This is a genomic window from Streptomyces sp. NBC_00414 (assembly GCF_036038375.1).
GTDB lineage: Bacteria > Actinomycetota > Actinomycetes > Streptomycetales > Streptomycetaceae > Streptomyces.
On the sequence record NZ_CP107935.1, the window covers coordinates 5,224,689 to 5,245,061 of the forward strand.

A 20,373-nucleotide genomic window follows, 5' to 3' on the forward strand; every position below is an offset into this window, starting at 1 on the left:
CACTTCTGGCATCTTGCTGAACGTATACACCAGATCACAAGGAGTGAGTTTTCAGATGCTGATAGAGACCGAGAGTGTCCCCAGCAGCGCGCCGATCTCGCTCTGCAGTTGCCGGGCCGCGGGCAGCAGCCGGTCTGCCTGGTGGGAGGGCATGGAGATGGCCACCGTGGCGGCCGTGCTGCCCAGCGTGAGGGGGATCGCGGCGCAGACCGTACCCAGCGCGTACTCCTGACGTTCGATCACAGGTTGCATGCGTCCGGTCGATTCGAGGCGGCGAATCAAGGCGTGATCGTCACGCACCGTGTACGGCGTGACCGATTGAACCGGGTAGCGGTCGAGGTGGTCCCTGCGCGCCTCCGCGTCGAGCTGGGACAGCAGACACTGCCCGATCGCGTGCGCGTGCCCCGTCTCGCGGAAGTCCGCCCACTCCTCGACCGCGGGATTGCCCGGGGTGTCGGCGACGCACTGGACCTCGATCTCGCCGTCGCGGTAGACCGCGTAGTAGACGGGAGCACCGATCGAATCGCGCCAGCTTCCCAGGGCGTCGGCGATCGTGCTGCGACGTTTCTGCCGGGCGCCGCCGCGGCTCAGCCGCTCGGCCGCCTCGCCGAGGAAGAACAGCCCCTTCTCGCGGCGCAGATAGCCCTCGTGCACCAGGGTGCGCAGCAGGTGGTACGCCGTGGGGAGAGCGAGCCCGGCCTCGCGGGCCAGTTGCTTGGCGGGCGCCCCGTGCTCGTGCCGCGCTACGGACTCCAGGAGGCGCATCGCACGCTGCACCGATCCGATGAGGGTCGTGGGGTGCAGCTCGGAGGCGGGACCTTTCGGTCCTGCGGGTGCGGTGTCGACCATGGCCAAGGGGCACTCCCGAAGCGCGAGGGGGGCCGCCCGTGCGGGGGTGTGACACGGGAGGGTTCGGAACGCCGCTCGCGAGGATCAACCCCGCGACGGGCTCCGGACTTTAACCGTCTGCCACCGATCCCTGACTACATGCTTCGAAAACTTCCCCCGCCCGAGGGAACCGCCGGTTCCCGTACCGGGGCCGACCGTCTACCAGTCGCTGCGCGACGAGGAGCTCGACGTGAACTTCCGTACGACGTAGATCAGTCCGCCGACCAGGGCCACGAAGAGCAGCAGCTTGAAGAGCAGGCCGATCACGAACCCGACGACGCTGGCTATCAGACCGCCGAACACGACGAGAGCGATGACCGGCACCGCGACCCACTTGATCCACCACGGCATCCCCGCGAAGATCTCTCGCATCGCACTTGTTCCTTGTCTCTCTGCCCGTTCCGAGTGCGGTTCCCGCTGGTCTCCGCACTGCTGACGGGTCACGTATGTCCTGCCTCCGATGCTAGGGGCAGCAGGGGTGCCGGCGGGGGCCTCGCACCCCTTGTCCTCCCCTGATCGTTCCCCTAGGGAACCCTGAGGCGGACGTCAGCTCTCCGGCGGAGAGAAGACCACGACGACCCGCAGATCCTCGCTGATGTGGTGGAACTTGTGAGCCACCCCGGCGGGTACGTACACGACGCTGCCGCGCGCCACCTGGGTCGTCTCCATGCCGACGGTGATCGCGGCACGCCCGCTGACGACCAGGTACACCTCGTCCTGGCGGTGGGGCTGTTGCGGGTCCTGCGTGCCCGCGTCCAGCGCGTACAGGCCCACCGACATGTTCTTCTCGCGCAGGAACTGGAGGTACGCGCCGTCGTTGGCGGCGCGCTCCGCCTCCAGTTCGTCCAGCCGGAATGCCTTCATCGCCCTGGTCCGCCCCTGCCCCGCTGCTCGTAGCCGATCTCGTCTGTCACGATCACACACATGAAGAATTTCGTAGTCAAGACGATCGCCAACGCGGGTGCCCTGGCAGTGGCGGTGTGGCTGCTCGACAAGATCACCCTGTCCGGTGACAGCACCGGCAAGGAGATCGGCACGCTGTTGCTCGTCGCGCTGGTCTTCGGACTGGTGAACTTCCTGGTCAAGCCGATCGTGAAGGTCCTCACCTTCCCGCTGTTCATCCTCACGCTCGGTCTGATCACGCTGGTGGTCAACGCCCTGATGCTGCTGCTCACCTCGTGGCTGGCGGACAAGCTCGACCTGAGCTTCCACGTCGACGGCTTCTGGACCGCCGTCCTGGGCGGCCTGATCATCTCGATCGTCTCCTGGGCCCTGAACGTCGTCCTCCCCGACGAGGACTGAGCGACCCCGATGCCCTATCGCGTGTGCTTCGTATGCACCGGCAACATCTGCCGCTCCCCGATGGCCGAGTCCGTCTTCCGCACGCGGGTGGCCGAGGCCGGACTCGACGGCCTGGTCGAGGTGGACAGCGCGGGTACCGACGGCTGGCACGAGGGTGACGGCGCGGACCCGCGCACCGTCTCCGTTCTTGGGACGAACGGCTACGACAGCGACCACACGGCCCGCCGCTTCCGGACCGACTGGTTCTCCCGGCTCGACCTGGTGATAGCCCTCGACGCCGGCCACCTCAGGGCCCTGCGCAGCCTCGCGCCCACCGCGGCCGACGCCGAGAAGGTCCGGCTGCTGCGCTCGTACGACATCGCCGCGGGCGACGATCTCGACGTACCGGATCCCTATTACGGGGGGATGGACGGTTTCGAGGAGTGTCTTGAGATGGTGGAGGCGGCGAGCTCCGGACTGCTCGCCGCTGTACGTGAGCAAGTGGAGGGACAGGCGGCATGACGGATTCTTTCGAGGGAGCGGGTTCCTCCGAGGCAGTGGGCTCTTCCGAGGTGATGGGTTCTTCCGAGGGCGTGGGTGACGGCACGCGTGCCGTGCGGGCGGGGCTGCCCGAGCCGGTCAAGCACGAGCCGACCCTCCCGGGCCCGGTCTTCGCCGCCCACTTCCATCTGCCGGGCGACCCCACCGGCCCGTACACCTACGGACGTGACGAGAACCCGACCTGGACCCATCTGGAGCGCGCCATCGGCGAGCTGGAGGGTCCGGGGCGGAACGACGTCGAGACGCTCGTCTTCGCCTCCGGCATGGCCGCCGTCTCCGCCGTCCTCTTCTCCCAGCTGAGCGCCGGCGACACGGTCGTGCTGCCCGACGACGGCTACCAGGTCCTGCCGCTCGTCCGCGGACAGCTGGAGGCGTACGGGATCGAGGTGCGCACCGCGCCGACCGCCGGCAACGCCCAGCTGGACGTCCTCGACGGAGCGAAGCTGCTGTGGATCGAGACCCCGTCGAACCCGGGGCTCGACGTGTGCGACGTGCGGCGGCTCGTCGAGGCGGCCCACGCGCGCGGCGCTCTCGTGGCGGTCGACAACACCCTGGCGACCCCGCTCGGACAGCGTCCGCTGGAGCTTGGCGCCGACTTCTCCGTGGCCAGCGGCACCAAGCAGCTCACCGGGCACGGAGACGTTCTCCTGGGGTACGTCGCGGGCGTCGACGCCTCCGCGATGACATCCGTACGGCGCTGGCGCAAGATCGTCGGGGCGATCCCGGGGCCCATGGAGGCCTGGCTCGCGCACCGCTCGCTCGCCACGCTGCAGATGCGCGTGGACCGGCAGAACGCGAGCGCGCAGGTGATCGCCGAGACGCTGCGGGACTGGCCGGAGGAGCTCGGGGTCCGCTATCCCGGGCTGCCCGGCGACCCTTCGCACAAGATCGCCTCGCAGCAGATGAGGCGCTTCGGGTGTGTGGTGTCGTTCACGCTGCCCACCCGCGCGCGTGCCGATCGTTTTCTCGACGCGCTGCGGCTCGTGGACGACGCGACGAGCTTCGGCGGGGTGCGGTCCACGGCCGAGCGGCGCGGGCGCTGGGGCGGCGACGCGGTCCCGGAGGGCTTCATCCGTTTCTCGGTCGGTGCCGAGGATCCGGAGGATCTGGTCGCGGATGTCCTGCGGGCGCTCGAAGAGTCCGCGAAGTGAGCGCCCGCTGAACGGTCGGCCAGTTGCCGTACTACGCACGGGCGGTCCGAGCCTCCCCCCTCGTGGCTCGGACCGCCCCGGTTCTCCGCGCGAAGAACCGCGCGAACAAGGCTAGTTGACTCTGTGTCAGTGTCCAATCACGGTAGCGACAGCAGCCTATCGACTTATTTATAGTTGGGAGCTTCCGGGAAGCTGGAGATAGAAGGGACGCCATGGATCTGGCCCTCCTGCGGACCTTCGTGACCGTGCACCGGGCCGGCTCCTTCACCCGAGCCGCCGCCCTGCTCGGTCTCTCCCAGCCGGCCGTCACCTCACAGATCCGCACGCTCGAACGACAGCTGGGCCGCCCCCTGTTCCTGCGCCAGGCCCGGGGAGTGACCCCCACCACCATCGGCGACGAACTCGCCCACAAGGCCGCTCCGCATCTCGACGCCCTGGTGGAGATCGCCGAGACCGGCCTCGACGCGAACTTCTCCCTGCGCACGCTCCACCTCGCCGGGCCACCGGAGTTCACCGCCGAACGCGCGCTGCCCGCACTCACCGAGCTGATCGGCGACGACGGCCACGGCTTCGCGCTGCGGGCCTCCTTCGGCAACGCTGAGGAAACACTGGAGGGGCTCGCCGCCGGGCATCATGATCTGGCCATCAGCACGGCACGCCCCCGGGGTTCCCTGCTCACCGCGACTCCGCTCTGCGACGAGGAGCACGTGCTGGTCGCCGCCCCCCGCTGGGTCTCCCGCATCGGCTCCGACAAATTGCGGGACCAGGGTGCGCCCGCGCTGGAGAACCTGCCCGTGGTGGAGGTGCACGAGTCGCTGCCGTTCATCGCCCGCTACTGGGCCTCCGTGTTCGACTCGCTGCCCGCCGCATCGGGCACCGTCATCGTTCCCGACCTGCGTGCGGTGCTCGCCTGCGCCACCACCGGCGCGGGACTCGCCGTACTGCCCCGCTATCTGTGCGGACAGGCCCTGGAGCGCGGTGACGTGGTGGCGCTGACCGAACCCGCGATCCCTCCCCTTCGTACGTACTTTCTGGTGGTACGGACCGGCACTCTTGCCATGCCGCATGTCGCGCGGGCACACGAGTGGCTGCTGCGCGCCGCTACCGGCTGGTCGTGACGCAGATGCTTCGCCTGGTCGGGACGACGATGTTTCACGTGGAACCAACCGGGCCACATTCCTCCCATGACCGATCGACCCGTGGTCAAGCGCACCGCCCGAGCCGTCCTGCTGGACGGCGACGACTTGATCCTGATCAAGCGGACCAAGCCCGGCGTCGATCCCTACTGGCTGACGCCCGGCGGCGGGGTCGAGCCGGAGGACACGACCGTCGTCGAAGCACTCCATCGTGAAGTGGACGAGGAGCTCGGCGCCAAGGTCACCGATGTCGTGCCCTGCTTCGTCGACACCGTCGAGCACATCGGCGAGGACAGCAGCTCGACCGGAGTGAAGGTGCAGCACTTCTTCGTCTGCCGCCTGGAATCCATGGACCCCGCGCTCCGCCACGGCCCCGAGATCGACGAGCCCTGCGGCGACTACGAGATCGTCCGGATCCCCTTCACCCGGGTGGGCATCGCTTCCGTCCACCTCGTACCGCTGTCGCTGCGGCACTATCTCGACGGGAACATCGAGGGCGTACGGGCGATGCAGGCACCCGACCTGGGCTGACGGCCCTCTGCTGCGGGCCGGGCCGGGCCGGGCCCGCTCCGGCGTCAGGCCCTTTCCGCGAGGGGGCGTCAGTCCCGTGCCGCGACCAGGTCCTCCACCGCGTCGTGACGGATCCGCTCCGACGGGACACCGATGTCCCGGAGCGCGTCCACACCGTTGCGGATCATGCCGGGCGGGCCTGAGAGGTAGGCGTCGTACTCGTTCCACGGACCGTATTCGCGTACCGCGTCGGGGAGCTGGAGATGCGCCTGCTGATCGACGATGGGACGCACCGAGAGCCATGAGTGGCTCTGCTGGAGCCGGAGCATGGTGTCGATGTCGTACAGGTCGTGATCGGTTCGGGCGCCGTAGAACACCTCGACCGGGCGCCTCTGCCCGTACTCAGCCACGTCCTCGACCAGTGCCTTGATCGGCGCGATGCCGGTGCCGCCGCCCAGGCAGAGCAGTCCGCTGTCGGTGGTGTGGTCGACGGTCATCGAGCCCGCGGGCGGGCCCAGTCTGACGATGTCGCCGGGGCGGGCCCGGTGCACCAGCGCGCTGGAGACCCAACCCGCCGGAACCGCCTTCACGTGGAACGACAGCAGCCCGTCCGACCGGGGCGCGGAGGCGAAGGAGTAGTGCCGCCAGACGCGGGGCCACCAAGGGGTCTCCAGGCTCGCGTACTGCCCGGCGAGGAAGGGGTACGGCTGGTCGGGGCGGACCGTGACGACTGCGACGTCCGGGGTCCTCAGGTCGTGCGAGATCACCTCGGCGTACCACCAGGCCGGCGCGCGCAGTTCGTCCACGGCCGCGGCGTCGATCATGACCTGGGAGATCTTCGTGTACGCCCTGACCCAGGCCGCCTCCGTCTCCCTGTCCCAGGCCGCCTCGGCGAACCGGCTGAGCGCGCCCAGGAGGCACTCCCCGACGGCGGGGTAGTGCTCGGGGCGCGTGCCGTACTTGCGGTGACCGCGGCCGAGGTTCTGCAGATACGAGACCAGGATCTCGGTGTTGTCGATGTGCTCGGCCGCCGTCAGCAGGGCCTTGAGCAAACGGTCCCGCTGGGTGTCCATCGCGGCCGGGAACAGGGGGCGCAGGTCGGGATGGCGCACGAAGAGCAGCGCGTAGAAGTACGAGGTGACCTTGTCGGCGACAGGCCCCACCTCGGCCATCGTGCGGCGGATGAGAACGGCGTCCGGGGAGGCGGGCTTAGCGGGGGCGGGCGCGGGTGCCGGGGCCTGTGGCGGGGCGGACGCGGAAGCCGGGGCGGAGAACGCCGTGGGGGCAGATACCGCCGTGGGTGCGGCTGCCGCGCGCGCGGTCGCTGTGGGGGCGGCTGCCGCGGGGGCGGAGATGCCAGGGGGCCGCTGACCGGGGACGGGAAATTTGTGGTCGGGCTTCGGCGGAGCGGGGGGCCTGTTGTGCGCCACGGCCGAGGGCATCGCCTCGCGCGTCGCCACCGGGGGCGCGGACGAGTCGGCGCGGGCGGCACCCTCGCCGCGGACGCCGACGGACGGGGGTCCGGAGCCGGTGGGCCTCTCATGAGAAGAGCCGTCGTCGAGCGAGCTGCCGTCCGTGGAGCCCGCGTGACGGCCGCTCACAGGGCTGTAACCGACGTCGGCCCGATCGGCGTCAGCCTGGTCGGCAACGGCTTGGTCGGCAACGGCTGGATCGGCGTCGGCTCGACCGGTGTCCGATCCGGGCCCCGCGTTCGGGGGTATTCGCCGTCGTGTCGGGCCGCCCTCTCCCGCCGCGGACCTGCCGACGGGTCGCAACGCGGCCAGGCGCCGCCCCTCGGTCGCCCCCTGCTCGCCGCCCGCGGGCGGCTCCGGTGGCGTGTGCGGTGTGAACCAGCCGCCTCCGCCGCCACCCCCTGAAGTGCCGTTGTCGGCCGACGTGGTGGTCGGAGCGTCCATGCTGTGCCTCGCCTCGAACATCTTTCGGTCGGTCTGCGCACCTCCTCATTCGGAAGATGCCTGCTTTCCCCCCGCAGACTGCTTACTTCGCCCCGTTCCGTTCTGGTAGGCCAATGCGGCCATATTGAACCGCGTCACCACACAGCTGCGGACAAGCAGGCCGAGAATGTGACATTGGCCGCACTACAGCCATCTCAGCATCCCACCAGTACCAACAGCCCGGTCGCATAACCGGAAATGCGGTTCTTCGATCTTTCTGTCCCGTTAGGCTGCATTGCCCTGTGATCGCCCCGGCAAGATGTGCGGACATCCTGTCGGACACGAACCGGAGTCGACCATACCGGCCGCGGTCCGACACACAAGTCCCCGCTTCCTTACGTCAGGAATTGCGTGGTGGACGTCTCACCAATTCGTTCAACTACCGGTCGGGACACACCAGTTCATAGGCATCCCTCAGATCCCGCCCCACATAGGAGTAGGTGGCCAGACCCTCCAGATGCCGGTCCGCGTTGACCGCGACGGACACCGGGACCACCCTGAACAAGTCCCTGTCGGACATCGAGTCTCCGTATGCGACGCAGTCAGTCCGCTTCACCCCGAACTCTTCACACAGCCGGTCCGCGATCAGAACCTTGGCCGCCGCGCTGAGGAGCCCCGCCGGATTCACGGGCTCGGTGAACGGCACCGCCGGAAAGCGTGAGCCGTACGCAGCGTGCGCGCCCCACAGAGTCAGCCTCTCCACGAAGAACGAGGGCGAGAGCGAGACGACGGCGCAGTAGTCACCGCTCTCTCTGATCCGCGCCCAGACGTCCTCGATGCCCGACAACCACGGCGCGCTCGCGAAGGCCGCCGCCACATGGGCCTCCGTGAGGTCCGTCCAGAGGGCACGCACCTGCGCCGCGTACTCCGGCGGGCCTATGAGTCCCGCGCCGATCGCCTCGTCGAGCGCCACGGCCTCGGCTTCCAGTCCGAGCTGCCGGGAAATCTCCACGGGCGCCGACGAGCCGTGCAGCAGCGTTCCGTCCAGATCGAAGAGATGAAGTCTCGCCATGTACGCCGAGGTTAGTACGCGGGCTTACTCCCGCTGTCAGACGCCTCGATCGCTCGCGCCCGGCACGGTGTTTCACGTGAAACTAAGCCGTCCCGCACGCCGGGCCAACCTCGTCGTCCATGTAGCCGCATCCGCGTGCTGGCTGGGGCTCACGCTCGGGCTGCTCGCACTGGGGATCACCGCGACCACCACCGGGTCCGCGGTGACCGTGGAAGCCTCTGTCCGTGCCATGAAGACCTTCACCGACTGGCTCCTGCTCCCCCTGGCGTTTCTCACGCTCCTCACCGGCATGGTGCTGTCCCTGGGAACGCCGTGGGGGCTGGCGAGGCACCGGTGGGTCTACACCAAGTTCTGGCTGACGCTGGCCACGACCACAGCCACCGTCTTCGCCCTGCGCCCCGGGGTCGGCGCCGCGGTCGCCGCGGTGTCGGACGGCGGTTCACTGCCCGATCCCGGTGACATCCTGTTCGGGCCGATCGTCTCGCTGTCCGCGTATCTCTTCATGACGGTGATCTCGGTACTCAAGCCCTGGGGGCTGACCCGGCGCGGGCAAAGGATCCGTACGTCCGCCCGCAAACCGGTGGACGTGGCAGCCACCCGTCGGACAGCCTGACCTGCGTGCCGACTCCTTCCCCCGCCGCTCTGCCCATCCGCCGTCTGACGCCGCGCGACCTCGCCGCCTGCGCCGACCTCGCCGAGAACCGGGGCTGGCCCCGCGAGGAACACAAGTGGGGTCTGCTGCTCGCGGCCGGCACGGGGTACGGCATCGACGACCCCGGCGGTGGCCTCGTCACCGCATGCGTCCTGACCGCCTACGGGCCGCGGGAACAGCCGGATCTGACAGCGATCGGCATGGTGCTGGTCGCCGACCGGTACGCCCGTCAGGGCATCGGACGCCGCCTCATGCGCCATGTCGTGGCCGAGCTGGGAACCACCCCGGTGACCCTGCACGCCACGCCGTACGGACGCCCTCTGTACGAGGAACTGGGCTTCAAGACCATCGGACGTGCCGAGATGGTCCGTGGCCGCTTCAGCCCTCTCGGCCCGGAGCCCGAGGTCGCCACGCGCTCCGCCACGGCCGAGGATCTCGTCGCGATCCTCCGCCTCGACGAAGAGGTCTTCGGCGCGGACCGGACACACATGATCACGCGGCTGCCCGCCTTCTCCGACCAGCTGCGCGTCGCCGAGGAGGACGGCCGGATCATCGGGTACGCGGCCGCCTGGCCCAATATGGACAACCATGTCGTGGGTCCGCTGATCGCTCGGGACACCGAGACGGCAAAGGCCCTGATCGCCTCGCTTGCCGCCCGTACCGACCTCCCCCTGCGCACGGACATCGATGTACGGCATGAGGAACTGCTGGCATGGGTGAAGGAGCGCGGGCTCGCCTCCCTGGCTTTCAACGCGGTCATGACGTACGGCATCGGGGAGTTGCCCGGCGACTGGACGCGGCGGTTCGCTCCCCTGACCGTGGCCGCAGGCTGAAACACCGACAGCGCACTTCCTGCCCGGGTCCGGGCAGGAAGTGCGCTGTTCCAGAACGCTCCGGGCGCCGGTCCTCCTAGGCGAGGGCCTTCACCGCGGTGGTGGCGAAGCCGTGGTCCTGCTCCGGTGCACCGCCACCGACTCCGATCGCGCCGATCAGGCGGCCGTCACGGTGGACCGGTACACCGCCGGCGATGAACAGCAGCGGGCGGTCGAGCGCGGTCGGCAGGGTGTGGAAGAGCCCTCCGGGCTGGACGGCTTCGACGAGGTCCGCGGTGGGGGCGCCGAGCTGCAGTGCCGTATAGGCCTTACGGGTGCTGGTCTCACCCGAGATCAGGACCGCTCGGTCGTCCCGCCGGAAGGCGAGCAGGTGGCCGCCCGCGTCGAGGACCGTGACGCTGACCGTGACGCCCGCGGCTTCCGCGGCCTCACGGGCGGCCGTGATGAGGGCCTCGGCGTCCTGGGTGGTCAGCGGGGTGACGGTGGTGGTGCTCATGAGGGGTTTCTCCTTGCGAGTCGGTGCGTGTGGGGGACTTTGAAGCGGTGTGGGGGATGACGGCCGACGCTCAGTTGTGGACGACGGCCTGCTGCTGCACGGCCTGCGCCTGCTCCGCCTTCGCGGCGACCGGGGCAGCCGGGTCGGCCGGGTCGGCCGCGTCCGCACGGCGCTCCAGCGCGGCCGAGAGGACGGCGAGCAGCAGGGCGGCGGCGGCCAGGACCGCGCCGACCCAGTTGGGGGCGGTGTAACCCATGCCGGCCGCGATCACGACGCCGCCGAGCCAGGCCGACAGGGCGTTGCCGAGGTTGAAGGCACCGATGTTCACGGCGGAGGCGAGTGTCGGGGCGCCGTGCGCCTGGTCGAGCACCCGCTTCTGCAGCGGCGGAACGGTGGCGAACCCGAGAGCGCCGATCAGCGCGATGGTCACGGCCGCCGCGATCTTGTTGTGCGCGGTGAGGGTGAACAGGGCGAGTACGACCGCGAGGGCGCCCAGTGACACGTACAGCATGGGCATCAGGGCGCGGTCGGCGAACCTGCCGCCGACGAGGTTGCCGCCGACCATGCCGAGGCCGAAGAGGACGAGCAGCCAGGTGACGGAGCCGTCGGCGTAGCCGGTGACGTTCGTCATCATCGGCGCGATGTAGGTGATCGCCGCGAAGACTCCGCCGAAGCCGAGCACGGTCATCGCCATGGCGAGCAGGACCTGGACGTTCTTGAAGGCGGCCAGTTCGTGACGCAGCCGTACGCCTTCCGGCTTGGGCATGTCGGGCACCAGCCTGGCGATGCCGGCCAGGCCGAGGACGCCCAGTGCGGCGACGGCCGTGAAGGTCACACGCCAGCCGGCCGACTGCCCGATGAGGGTGCCCAGCGGTACGCCGACGACGTTGGCGACGGTCAGGCCGGTGAACATCATCGCGATGGCGCCGGCCTTCTTGTCCGGCGCGACCAGGTCGGCGGCGACGACCGCGCCGATACCGAAGAAGGCACCGTGCGCGAGGGAGGCGATCACGCGTCCGATCAGCATGACGGTGAACGTGGGGGCGATCGCGGAGATCAGGTTGCCGACGATGAACAGTCCCATCAGCAGCATCAGCATCCGCTTGCGGGACACCTTCGTGCCGAGCGCGGTCATGAGGGGCGCGCCGAACATGACTCCGAGCGCGTAGCCGGTCACGAGGAAACCCGCGGTGGGGATGGAGACACCGAAGTCGCCGGCGACCTCGGGCAGCAAGCCCATGATCACGAACTCGGTGGTTCCGATTCCGAAGGCCCCGATCGCGAGGGCCAGAAGCGCGAGAGGCATGGGGGACGACCTTCCCAGAAGATTGCAGGAGCGCTTTACGTGCGTTCACAATAGTTGCAGACGCGGGTTAAGTGCAAGCGCAGGATATTGCGGACGTGTCCTATCCTGGTGTCAGCCACTCCGGGACGGAGAAATTGCCATGACAGCGACGGACCCCGCGCTCACCGCTCTCGCCCAGGGCTGGTGTGCTCTCTCTCTGCTGCACGGGAGGATCGAGGCGCACATCGAACGGGCCCTGCAGACCGGGCACGGCCTGAGCGTGCGTGAGTACTCACTCCTCGACGTCCTCAGCCGCCAGCACGACGGCGACGGCGGCCATCTGCAGATGAAGCAGGTCGCCGACGCGGTCGTCCTCAGCCAGAGCGCCACCACCCGCCTGGTGACCCGGCTGGAGGACCGCGGCCTGCTCTCGCGCTACCTGTGCCCGACCGACCGCCGTGGCATCTACACGAACGTCAGTGAGGCAGGGCTCAAGCTTCTGGAAGAGGCCCGGCCCACCAACGACGCGGCCCTGCGCGAGGCGCTGGACGAAGCGGCCAGGAGCCCCGAGCTGGCCCCGCTGGTCCGCGTCGTGGAGTCGGCGAGCCTGCCCACGCCCGCGTAGGCAGATCCGCCGTGAATGCGCTGTGCCGCTCGCGTTCAGCACAGTGCATAGGCTGCCGCCATGGGAGATCTTGAGATACGACCCGCGGCCGCCGAGGACATCCCCGCCATCGTCGCGATGCTCGCCGACGACCCGCTGGGCTCGCGGCGCGAGTCACCGGACGACCTGACCCCGTATCTGACCGCGCTGGAACGCCTCAGTGGTGATCCGAACCAGCACGTGGTCGTCGCGGTGCGGGAGGGCCGGGTCGTCGGAACACTCCAGCTCACGATCGTTCCCGGACTGTCCCGCAAGGGAGCGACCCGATCGATCATCGAAGGCGTTCGGGTCCATGCCGACGAGCGAGGCAGCGGTCTGGGCACCCGCTTCATCGAGTGGGCCGTGGACCGTTCCCGGCGCGAAGGCTGCCAGTTGGTGCAGCTGACCTCCGACGCCACCAGGACCGATGCCCACCGGTTCTACGAGCGTCTCGGCTTCACGGCGTCGCACGTCGGGTTCAAGCTGCAGCTCTGAGACCCGCCCAGCCGGCGCCGGATCCATGGCTCATCACATGACGAGGGGCGTTCTGGTTTCACGTGAAACCAGAACGCCCCTCGTCATCCCACTCCCTGCGGCGCGTCCAGGAAGGCGCCTACTTGATCCCGCGCCACCCCTCGGGGTCCACTCCACCCGGGACGGGAGCGCCCTCACCGTACGGCTGCCGCGTGAACACGAACGAGCCGAGGTCCAGGTGGCTCACCGACCCGTCAGGGCCCTCAACGGCCCGTAGCGGCTCGCCGGCGTAGTAGCCGTCGAGCCCGGTCCAGGTTCCGTCGGCCTCGGCCCGAAAACGCGAGCGCCGGCCGTTGCCCGCCAGGGGTCCGAGCGTCACGTCCCCGTCGGACGTGAGACGCAGCGCGAAAGCGTGCGTCCCCCAGTACCACGGCCCGGCCAACTCCAGTACGCCCCGGTCGACTTCGGGAAGCGGCCGCCACGGCTCGGGAATCCGCGGCTCGGCCTCCGCGACGATGTGTACGAGGTCGGCGGCGACCGTAGACACCGGCGGACCCGAGGTGCAGTTCGCGAGCACCACGGCGGCCAGGTCGTCCTCGACGCTGATCATGAGCCCGGCGAGAAAGCCCGGCAGGGAACCGCCGTGCCCCACCAGAGTCCGGCCGTTCCGATGCTGAACCTGCATACCGAGCCCGTACGCGGCACCGGCCGCCACCTCTTCCGGTTCGGCCGGCGCGGCGGGTGTACGCATCTCCCGTACGGACTCCGCGCTCAGCACCCGGTCGTCGCCCCGGGCGAGGAAGACGGCGAAGCGCGCCAGGTCGCCGCTGGTCGACCAGAGCTGACCGGCCGGTGCCATCCGCCCCAGGTCCTCGATCGGCTCGGGAAGCATGACGTCCGCCCAGGGATGCACGGCCCAGCCGCCCGCGTGAGGCGCCTGCGGCTGTCCACCCGTCCGGTGCAGTCCCAGCGGTTCGAGCACCTCGCTCCGCAGGACCTCCTCCCACGGGGCGCCCCGCAGCTCCTCCACCAGCGCGCCCAGCAAGGTGTAGCCGGGGTTCGAGTAGTGGAACCGCCGGCCGACCGGATGCCGGTGCGGCTGCTCGCCCAGGACGTCGGCGAGTTCGGGGCGCAGCGACCCGGGAGTGCGCTCCCACCAGGGGCCGGGCGACTCGGCTGCCAACCCGCCCGTGTGCGCGAGGAGTTCGGCGATCGTCGCCTCCCCCGCGCCGGTGCCCGGAAGGTGCTTCTCCAACGGATCGCCCAGGTCGAGCACGCCCTCGTCCCGCAGCCTCAGGACGAGGACGGCGGTGAACGTCTTGGTGATCGAACCGATGCGGTACTGCACGTTCTCGTCGGGTCCGTGCCCGTCCACCGAGGTGCGGGACCCGTGCCACACGGTCTCCCCGCCCCGCACCACCGCGGCGACCAACGACGGCGCCCGCCCTCCCGCCTGGGCAGTGGCGATTCTGTGCAACAGGGCCCGGCGCGTGGCGGGCAGCAGCTCTTCCGCAGGTGTCGTCGTCATGGCCCCAGTCCACCTGCCCCGACGTCCCGCGTCGAGCGCATTTGTCCCCACCCCGGTCGTTCCTGGGGAGGGATCAGGTCTGTGCCATGTCCACGAAGCGGGAGTAGTGGCCCTGGAAGGCGACCGTGATGGTGGCCGTCGGGCCGTTTCGGTGCTTGCCCACGATGATGTCCGCCTCGCCCGCGCGCGGCGACTCCTTCTCGTAGGCGTCCTCGCGGTGCAACAGGATCACCATGTCCGCGTCCTGCTCGATGGAACCGGATTCACGGAGGTCGGAGACCATCGGCTTCTTGTCCGTGCGCTGCTCGGGACCACGGTTCAGCTGGGACAGCGCGATGACGGGCAGCTCCAGCTCCTTGGCCAGCAGCTTCAGGTTTCGCGACATGTCCGAGACTTCCTGCTGCCTGCTCTCGGAGCGCCCCTTGCCGCCCGACTGCATCAGCTGCAGATAGTCGATGATGACGAGCTTCAGGTCGGCACGCTGTTTGAGGCGGCGGCACTTGGCCCGGATCTCCATCATCGAGAGGTTCGGGGAGTCGTCGATGTAGAGGGGAGCGGCCGAGACGTCCGGCATCCGGCGGGCGAGCCGGGTCCAGTCCTCGTCGGTCATCGTGCCGGAACGCATGTGGTGCAGGGCCACACGCGCCTCGGCGGACAGCAGACGCATGGCGATCTCGTTGCGGCCCATTTCGAGCGAGAAGATCACGCTCGGCATGTTGTGCTTGATCGAGCAGGCTCGGGCGAAGTCCAGCGCCAGCGTCGACTTACCCATGGCGGGACGAGCCGCGATGATGATCATCTGGCCGGGGTGCAGACCGTTCGTGAGCTGGTCCAGGTCGGTGAAGCCGGTCGGCACACCGGTCATCTCCCCCGACCGCGAACCGATCGCCTCGATCTCGTCGAGCGCGCCCTCCATGATGTCGCCGAGCGGCAGATAGTCCTCGGTCGTGCGCTGCTCGGTGACCGCGTAGATCTCGGCCTGGGCGCTGTTGACGATCTCGTCCACGTCGCCGTCGGCCGCGTATCCCATCTGCGTGATGCGCGTACCGGCCTCGACCAGGCGGCGCAGGACCGCACGCTCGTGGACGATCTCCGCGTAGTACTCGGCGTTGGCCGCCGTCGGGACCGTCTGGACGAGGGTGTGCAGATACGACGCGCCGCCGACCTTGGTGATCTCGCCGCGCTTGGTGAGCTCGGCGGCGACCGTGATCGGGTCGGCCGGCTCGCCCTTGGCGTAGAGGTCGAGAATCGCGCCGTAGACGGTCTCGTGCGCGGGCCGGTAGAAGTCGTGGCCCTTCAGCACCTCGACGACATCGGCGATGGCGTCCTTCGAGAGCAGCATGCCGCCGAGGACGGACTGCTCGGCGTCCAGGTCCTGGGGCGGCACCCGCTCGAAGGACGAACCCGCGCCGTCCCAGCCACCGCTGTCCGAACCGCGGTCGTGCTGGTCCTCCCGGCCTCTGCCGCCACCGTCGCGGCGCTGTCGGGAGGCGGGCAGACGGTCACTGGGACCGCTGTCGGCCCACGGGTCGTCCAAGGGCTCGGAAATACTCACCGGGCCACCTCCTCCCGTCCGCCGAGCGGACCTCGCCGTGCCCTTCATTCCTACGGCACGACACTGACAAATGAGACGCCCAACTCCGGTTCTGACGCGTCGGTTTTGCGAGGTTTCCGAGGACGGAGGAGGGAGAGGGTGCCGCACCACGGTAGGCCCGCGGGCACCGTCAGCCAATCTGGTTATCCACAGGCCATGTGGACGACGGCCCCGATGCTGTGGAGAACTCCGCAAAACCTGTGCACGACCCGGTGGACAGGCCTGTGAACAAGCACTCAGCTTCTTTTCCACACCAGCCCTGACCTGCACGTATCCCGTCCACCGGCTGTGCAGAAGAAAAACTTTCCGACTCGGTCCAAGATCGACGCGAATGGCGCGTGGTGGTACGTCGCACGAGTTTGCCAGTAAGGGTCAGTCAATAGTTGCATCTCTTACCTGTGGAAGATTAGATTGATGCGCATGACACAGGCTCCCGCGTCCCCCCGGGCCACCCGGCGACGGCACGATCGTGAGATCGTCGCGCTGGCCGTTCCGGCCTTCGGCGCGCTCATCGCCGAGCCTCTTTTCCTCATGGCCGACACCGCCATCGTCGGCCATCTCGGCACCGCTCAACTCGCCGGCCTCGGAGTCGCCTCCGCTCTCCTCACCACAGCCGTCAGCATCTTCGTCTTCCTCGCCTACGCCACCACGGCCGCCGTCGCCCGCCGGGTCGGGGCAGGCGACCTCCAGGCCGCCATCCGCCAGGGCATGGACGGTATCTGGCTCGCCCTGCTGCTCGGCGCCGCCGTCATCGCCGTCTTCCTGCCCACCGCACCCGCCCTGGTGGAACTCTTCGGAACCTCGGACACCGCCGCGCCCTACGCCATCACGTATCTGCGTATCTCGGCGCTCGGCATCCCCGCGATGCTCGTCGTCCTCGCCGCCACCGGGGTGCTGCGCGGTCTGCAGAACACGAGGACACCCCTCTACGTCGCCATCGCCGGCTTCGTCGCCAACGCCGCCCTGAACGTGGGCCTCGTCTACGGCGCGGACCTCGGCATCGCCGGCTCCGCCTGGGGCACCGTCATCGCCCAGTTCGGAATGGCCGCGGCCTACCTCTTCGTGGTGGTCCGCGGCGCCCGCAAGCACGGCGCCTCCCTGCGGCCGGATGCTGCCGGGATACGCGCCTGCGCCCAGGCCGGTGCACCACTGCTCGTCCGTACCCTCTCCCTGCGCGCGATCCTGATGATCGCAACCGCCGTCGCCGCTGGCCTCGGAGACGCCGACATCGCGGCCCACCAGATCATCCTGTCCCTGTGGAGCCTGCTCGCCTTCGCGCTCGACGCCATCGCCATCGCGGGACAGGCCATCATCGGGCGCTATCTCGGCGCGGGCGACACTCAGGGGGCCCGTGAAGCCTGCCGTCGGATGGTGGAGTGGGGCATCGCCGTCGGTGTCGTACTCGGCGGCCTGGTGATCGCCGGCCGTCCCCTCTTCCTCCCGCTGTTCACCAGCGACTCCGCCGTCCACGACATCGCGCTGCCCGCTCTGCTCATGGTGGCGCTCTCCCAGCCGATCTGCGGCATCGTCTACGTCCTGGACGGCGTACTGATGGGCGCGGGAGACGGCCCGTATCTCGCACGCGCCATGGTGCTCGTCCTGGCGGTCTTCGCTCCGGTGGCGCTGCTCATACCCACCCTCGGCGGCGGCCTGACCGCTGTCTGGGCCGCGATGACCCTCATGATGACCGTGCGCATGCTGACCCTGTGGCTGCGCACCCGCTCCGGCCGCTGGATCGTCACGGGCGCCACGCGCTGACCGGCGTCCGTGTTTCACGTGAAACAGGACAGGGCCGACCGTGTTTCACGTGAAACAGAGCCACGCACGCCACTCTGTTTCACGTGAAACGGGACTGCCGGCCAACACGGAACGAGCCGTCGGCCCAGCACACCGAGCGCAGCAAGAAGGGCCGCACCCACGCGGGGTGCGGCCCTTCTCTCAGCTCTGCCGAGCGCAGCGATCAGGCTGCGACAACCTCGATGTTGACCTTGGCGGCCACCTCGGGGTGCAGACGCACGGACGTCTCGTGGGCGCCCAGCGTCTTGATCGGCGCGCCCAGCTCGATGCGGCGCTTGTCGACCTCGGGGCCACCGGAAGCCTTGATCGCCGAAGCGACGTCGGCCGGGGTGACGGAGCCGAAGAGACGGCCGGCGTCGCCGGAGCGGACGGCCAGGCGGACCTTGACGCCCTCAAGGCGCGCCTTGATCTCGTTGGCCTGCTCGATCGTCGCGATCTCGTGGATCTTGCGAGCACGACGGATCTGCTCGACGTCCTTCTCGCCACCCTTGGTCCAGCGGATGGCAAAGCTCCGCGGGATCAGGTAGTTGCGAGCGTAACCGTCCTTGACGTCGACGACGTCGCCCGCGGCACCGAGGCCGGAGACCTCGTGGGTGAGGATGATCTTCATGTTTCGGTCACCCTTCCCTTATCGCGCGGTGGAGGTGTAGGGCAGCAGCGCCATCTCACGGCTGTTCTTCACTGCCGTGGCGACGTCACGCTGGTGCTGAGTGCAGTTGCCGGTCACGCGGCGGGCACGGATCTTGCCGCGGTCGGAAATGAACTTCCGCAGCATGTTCGTGTCCTTGTAGTCCACGTACGTGACCTTGTCCTTGCAGAATGCGCAGACCTTCTTCTTAGGCTTGCGCACAGGCGGCTTCGCCATGTGTGTCTCTCCTGTTTGATCAAGAAGTGTGGGTACGACCCACCCTCATCGGCCCTGGGCCTAGAAGGGGGGCTCGTCCGAGTAGCCGCCACCGGAACCGCCGGAGCTGCCGGAGCTGCCGGAGTTTCCACCCCAGCCACCGCCGCCGCCACCGGCCTGGTTGCCGCCGGCAGGAGCGCCGGTCGCCCACGGGTCGTCGGCGGGAGCACCGCCGCCGCCCTGCGGCTGACCGCCGCCGGAGTTTCCACTCCAGCCGCCGCCACCCTGCTGGCCGCCCCCGAAGCCGCCGCCACCACCCTGGCCTCCGCCACGACCACCACCACCGGGGGCCTTGGCGACCTTGGCAGTGGCATAGCGCAGCGAGGGGCCGATCTCGTCGACCTCAAGCTCCACGACGGTCCGCTTCTCACCCTGCTGGGTCTCGTACGAACGCTGCCGCAGTCGTCCCTGAGCGACGACGCGCATACCCCGCGTCAGCGACTCGGCGACGTGCTCCGCGGCCTGACGCCAGATCGACGCACGGAGGAACAGCGCGTCGCCGTCCTTCCACTCGTTGGTCTGGCGGTCGAACGTTCGAGGCGTCGACGCGATCGTGAAGTTCGCGACGGCCGCGCCGGACGGGGTGAAGCGCAGCTCGGGATCATCGGTCAGGTTTCCGACGACGGTGATGACGGTCTCGCCTGCCATGGAGGAACCTCTCGGCGGTTTTGCTGCGGGTGTGCTGCTACTCGGATCTCAAGCACCAATGAACTGGGAGGTTCAGTGGGTCTCGGGACGGAGGACCTTGGTCCGAAGGACCGACTCGTTCAGGTTCATCTGGCGGTCGAGTTCCTTCACGACCGCAGGCTCGGCCTGCAGGTCGATGACCGAGTAGATGCCCTCGGGCTTCTTCTTGATCTCGTACGCGAGACGACGACGGCCCCAGGTGTCGACCTTCTCGACCTTTCCGTTCGCCTCACGGACGACGGAGAGGAAGTTCTCGATCAGCGGCGATACGGCACGCTCTTCGAGCTCGGGGTCGAGGATGACCATCACTTCGTAGTGACGCATGTGTAACCCACCTCCTTTGGACTCAGCGGCCACGGTCGTTCCGTGGCAGGAGGGTTGTGATGCGTTCGCAACGGTATCGGCAGCCACTGACAATCGGACCGCCGATCAGCGAACTGAGCGAGGGTCCATGCCGTGGCCTGGGCAGACACCGGTGCAGACGGTACAGACTACCCGCTGACCGGCTTCCGGTTGAAATCCGGGCCCGGTGACCGTCAGTCTGTACCCATCGGGTGTGTATGGCGCTACGATGCGCCACCTTCCGCAGGAGGTGCCTCATGGCACAGACATTGCGACCCAACACCGTCGGTTCCCTCTTCGCCACCGACCACAAGCCCCATCCGCTCCAGGACACGCTGCTCGCCGTGACACTGGTCCTCGGAGTGACGGCCTTCGTCTCCGCGATGTTCCACAGCCTCCATCTGCTCAGTTCGTGGGCGGGGCTCATCGGCATCATCACCGGCGCGTACGGCCAGTTCGTCTCCGAGACGACCCGGGAGCGGTTCGGGTTGGTCCTCGGCCTGGGTGCCGCCGCCGTGGGCTTCTTCCTCGGTATGGCACACGGCGGCCTCTTCGGCGGTGTCATCGGCTGACGGCGGCCGGGAGTCGGCTGTCCCGGGCCGGCTCTCCCGGCTCCCGGCCGGTCCGCCCACCACTCCTCGGTG

At 68.9% G+C, this 20,373-nt stretch carries 24 protein-coding genes; 11 read left to right on the forward strand and 13 right to left on the reverse strand.

Annotation, left to right across the window (positions count from 1 at the left end; genetic code table 11):
- Positions 1-51 precede the first annotated feature (51 nt).
- The 3 genes from OHS59_RS22595 to OHS59_RS22605 all read right to left on the reverse strand — a co-directional run bounded on the left by OHS59_RS22595 (position 52) and on the right by OHS59_RS22605 (position 1,752).
- Positions 52-849, reverse strand: coding sequence for an IclR family transcriptional regulator (locus OHS59_RS22595; protein ID WP_328499313.1), 798 nt, complete (start codon positions 847-849; stop codon positions 52-54).
- 198 nt (positions 850-1,047) lie between these two features.
- Entirely contained in the window at positions 1,048-1,260 is a 213-nt protein-coding gene (locus OHS59_RS22600; RefSeq protein ID WP_328495217.1) for a DUF5326 family protein, read from the reverse strand.
- Between the two features lie 174 nt (positions 1,261-1,434).
- Complete coding sequence (locus OHS59_RS22605; RefSeq protein ID WP_210881421.1) at positions 1,435-1,752, reverse strand: cupin domain-containing protein; 318 nt, start codon at positions 1,750-1,752, stop codon at positions 1,435-1,437.
- Between the two features lie 60 nt (positions 1,753-1,812).
- Here OHS59_RS22605 and OHS59_RS22610 point away from each other — a divergent pair, with 60 nt between their 5' ends.
- The 5 genes from OHS59_RS22610 (at position 1,813) to OHS59_RS22630 (ending at position 5,548) form a co-directional block, all read left to right on the forward strand.
- The gene (locus OHS59_RS22610; protein ID WP_328495218.1) at positions 1,813-2,190 is read left to right on the forward strand and encodes a phage holin family protein; all 378 of its coding nucleotides are present in this window, start codon (positions 1,813-1,815) and stop codon (positions 2,188-2,190) included.
- A gap of 9 nt (positions 2,191-2,199) precedes the next feature.
- Positions 2,200-2,691, forward strand: a complete 492-nt coding sequence (locus OHS59_RS22615; RefSeq protein ID WP_328495219.1) for a low molecular weight protein-tyrosine-phosphatase — start codon at positions 2,200-2,202, stop codon at positions 2,689-2,691.
- A gap of 53 nt (positions 2,692-2,744) precedes the next feature.
- Positions 2,745-3,881, forward strand: a complete 1,137-nt coding sequence (locus OHS59_RS22620; protein ID WP_328499314.1) for a cystathionine gamma-lyase — start codon at positions 2,745-2,747, stop codon at positions 3,879-3,881.
- A gap of 212 nt (positions 3,882-4,093) precedes the next feature.
- Positions 4,094-4,999, forward strand: a complete 906-nt coding sequence (locus OHS59_RS22625; protein ID WP_328495220.1) for a LysR family transcriptional regulator — start codon at positions 4,094-4,096, stop codon at positions 4,997-4,999.
- Positions 5,000-5,065: 66 nt separating this feature from the next.
- On the forward strand, positions 5,066-5,548 hold the full coding sequence (locus tag OHS59_RS22630) for an NUDIX hydrolase (RefSeq protein ID WP_328495221.1): 483 nt from the start codon (positions 5,066-5,068) through the stop codon (positions 5,546-5,548).
- Between the two features lie 68 nt (positions 5,549-5,616).
- On the opposite strand, the gene OHS59_RS22635 is transcribed toward OHS59_RS22630, so the two are convergent.
- Positions 5,617-7,443: a globin domain-containing protein gene (locus OHS59_RS22635; protein ID WP_328495222.1), complete on the reverse strand. Its 1,827-nt coding sequence runs from the start codon at positions 7,441-7,443 to the stop codon at positions 5,617-5,619.
- A 418-nt stretch (positions 7,444-7,861) separates the two neighbouring features.
- A complete protein-coding gene (locus tag OHS59_RS22640; protein ID WP_328495223.1) occupies positions 7,862-8,494 on the reverse strand; it encodes an HAD family hydrolase in 633 nt (210 codons plus the stop codon).
- Between the two features lie 76 nt (positions 8,495-8,570).
- Here OHS59_RS22640 and OHS59_RS22645 point away from each other — a divergent pair, with 76 nt between their 5' ends.
- The gene (locus OHS59_RS22645; protein WP_328495224.1) at positions 8,571-9,107 is read left to right on the forward strand and encodes a DUF2269 domain-containing protein; all 537 of its coding nucleotides are present in this window, start codon (positions 8,571-8,573) and stop codon (positions 9,105-9,107) included.
- Positions 9,108-9,112: 5 nt separating this feature from the next.
- Positions 9,113-9,979, forward strand: a complete 867-nt coding sequence (locus OHS59_RS22650; protein ID WP_328495225.1) for a GNAT family N-acetyltransferase — start codon at positions 9,113-9,115, stop codon at positions 9,977-9,979.
- Between the two features lie 76 nt (positions 9,980-10,055).
- On the opposite strand, the gene OHS59_RS22655 is transcribed toward OHS59_RS22650, so the two are convergent.
- Both OHS59_RS22655 and OHS59_RS22660 read right to left on the reverse strand, forming a co-directional pair.
- Complete coding sequence (locus tag OHS59_RS22655; protein ID WP_328495226.1) at positions 10,056-10,475, reverse strand: GlcG/HbpS family heme-binding protein; 420 nt, start codon at positions 10,473-10,475, stop codon at positions 10,056-10,058.
- 70 nt (positions 10,476-10,545) lie between these two features.
- The gene (locus OHS59_RS22660) at positions 10,546-11,781 is read right to left on the reverse strand and encodes an MFS transporter (protein ID WP_328495227.1); all 1,236 of its coding nucleotides are present in this window, start codon (positions 11,779-11,781) and stop codon (positions 10,546-10,548) included.
- A 139-nt stretch (positions 11,782-11,920) separates the two neighbouring features.
- On the opposite strand from OHS59_RS22660, the gene OHS59_RS22665 reads away from it, so the two are divergent.
- Complete coding sequence (locus OHS59_RS22665) at positions 11,921-12,385, forward strand: MarR family winged helix-turn-helix transcriptional regulator (protein ID WP_328495228.1); 465 nt, start codon at positions 11,921-11,923, stop codon at positions 12,383-12,385.
- A 60-nt stretch (positions 12,386-12,445) separates the two neighbouring features.
- The gene (locus OHS59_RS22670; RefSeq protein ID WP_328495229.1) at positions 12,446-12,898 is read left to right on the forward strand and encodes a GNAT family N-acetyltransferase; all 453 of its coding nucleotides are present in this window, start codon (positions 12,446-12,448) and stop codon (positions 12,896-12,898) included.
- Between the two features lie 118 nt (positions 12,899-13,016).
- On the opposite strand, the gene OHS59_RS22675 is transcribed toward OHS59_RS22670, so the two are convergent.
- Both OHS59_RS22675 and dnaB read right to left on the reverse strand, forming a co-directional pair.
- A complete protein-coding gene (locus OHS59_RS22675; RefSeq protein ID WP_328495230.1) occupies positions 13,017-14,405 on the reverse strand; it encodes a serine hydrolase domain-containing protein in 1,389 nt (462 codons plus the stop codon).
- A 73-nt stretch (positions 14,406-14,478) separates the two neighbouring features.
- A complete protein-coding gene (gene dnaB, locus OHS59_RS22680) occupies positions 14,479-15,960 on the reverse strand; it encodes a replicative DNA helicase (protein ID WP_328495231.1) in 1,482 nt (493 codons plus the stop codon).
- A 459-nt stretch (positions 15,961-16,419) separates the two neighbouring features.
- Here dnaB and OHS59_RS22685 point away from each other — a divergent pair, with 459 nt between their 5' ends.
- Positions 16,420-17,757 (forward strand): MATE family efflux transporter, encoded by a 1,338-nt coding sequence (locus OHS59_RS22685; RefSeq protein WP_328495232.1) that lies wholly within the window; start codon positions 16,420-16,422, stop codon positions 17,755-17,757.
- Positions 17,758-17,959: 202 nt separating this feature from the next.
- Here OHS59_RS22685 and rplI read toward each other — a convergent pair whose 3' ends face one another.
- The 4 genes from rplI to rpsF form a co-directional block, all read right to left on the reverse strand.
- Positions 17,960-18,406, reverse strand: a complete 447-nt coding sequence (gene rplI / locus OHS59_RS22690) for a 50S ribosomal protein L9 (protein WP_328495233.1) — start codon at positions 18,404-18,406, stop codon at positions 17,960-17,962.
- Positions 18,407-18,424: 18 nt separating this feature from the next.
- Complete coding sequence (gene rpsR, locus OHS59_RS22695; RefSeq protein WP_003949403.1) at positions 18,425-18,661, reverse strand: 30S ribosomal protein S18; 237 nt, start codon at positions 18,659-18,661, stop codon at positions 18,425-18,427.
- A gap of 60 nt (positions 18,662-18,721) precedes the next feature.
- The gene (locus OHS59_RS22700) at positions 18,722-19,348 is read right to left on the reverse strand and encodes a single-stranded DNA-binding protein (protein ID WP_328495234.1); all 627 of its coding nucleotides are present in this window, start codon (positions 19,346-19,348) and stop codon (positions 18,722-18,724) included.
- 72 nt (positions 19,349-19,420) lie between these two features.
- On the reverse strand, positions 19,421-19,711 hold the full coding sequence (gene rpsF / locus OHS59_RS22705) for a 30S ribosomal protein S6 (RefSeq protein ID WP_328495235.1): 291 nt from the start codon (positions 19,709-19,711) through the stop codon (positions 19,421-19,423).
- Positions 19,712-19,986: 275 nt separating this feature from the next.
- Between rpsF and OHS59_RS22710 the strand changes: the two genes are divergently transcribed.
- Complete coding sequence (locus OHS59_RS22710) at positions 19,987-20,301, forward strand: hypothetical protein (protein ID WP_328495236.1); 315 nt, start codon at positions 19,987-19,989, stop codon at positions 20,299-20,301.
- Positions 20,302-20,373: the final 72 nt, after the last annotated feature.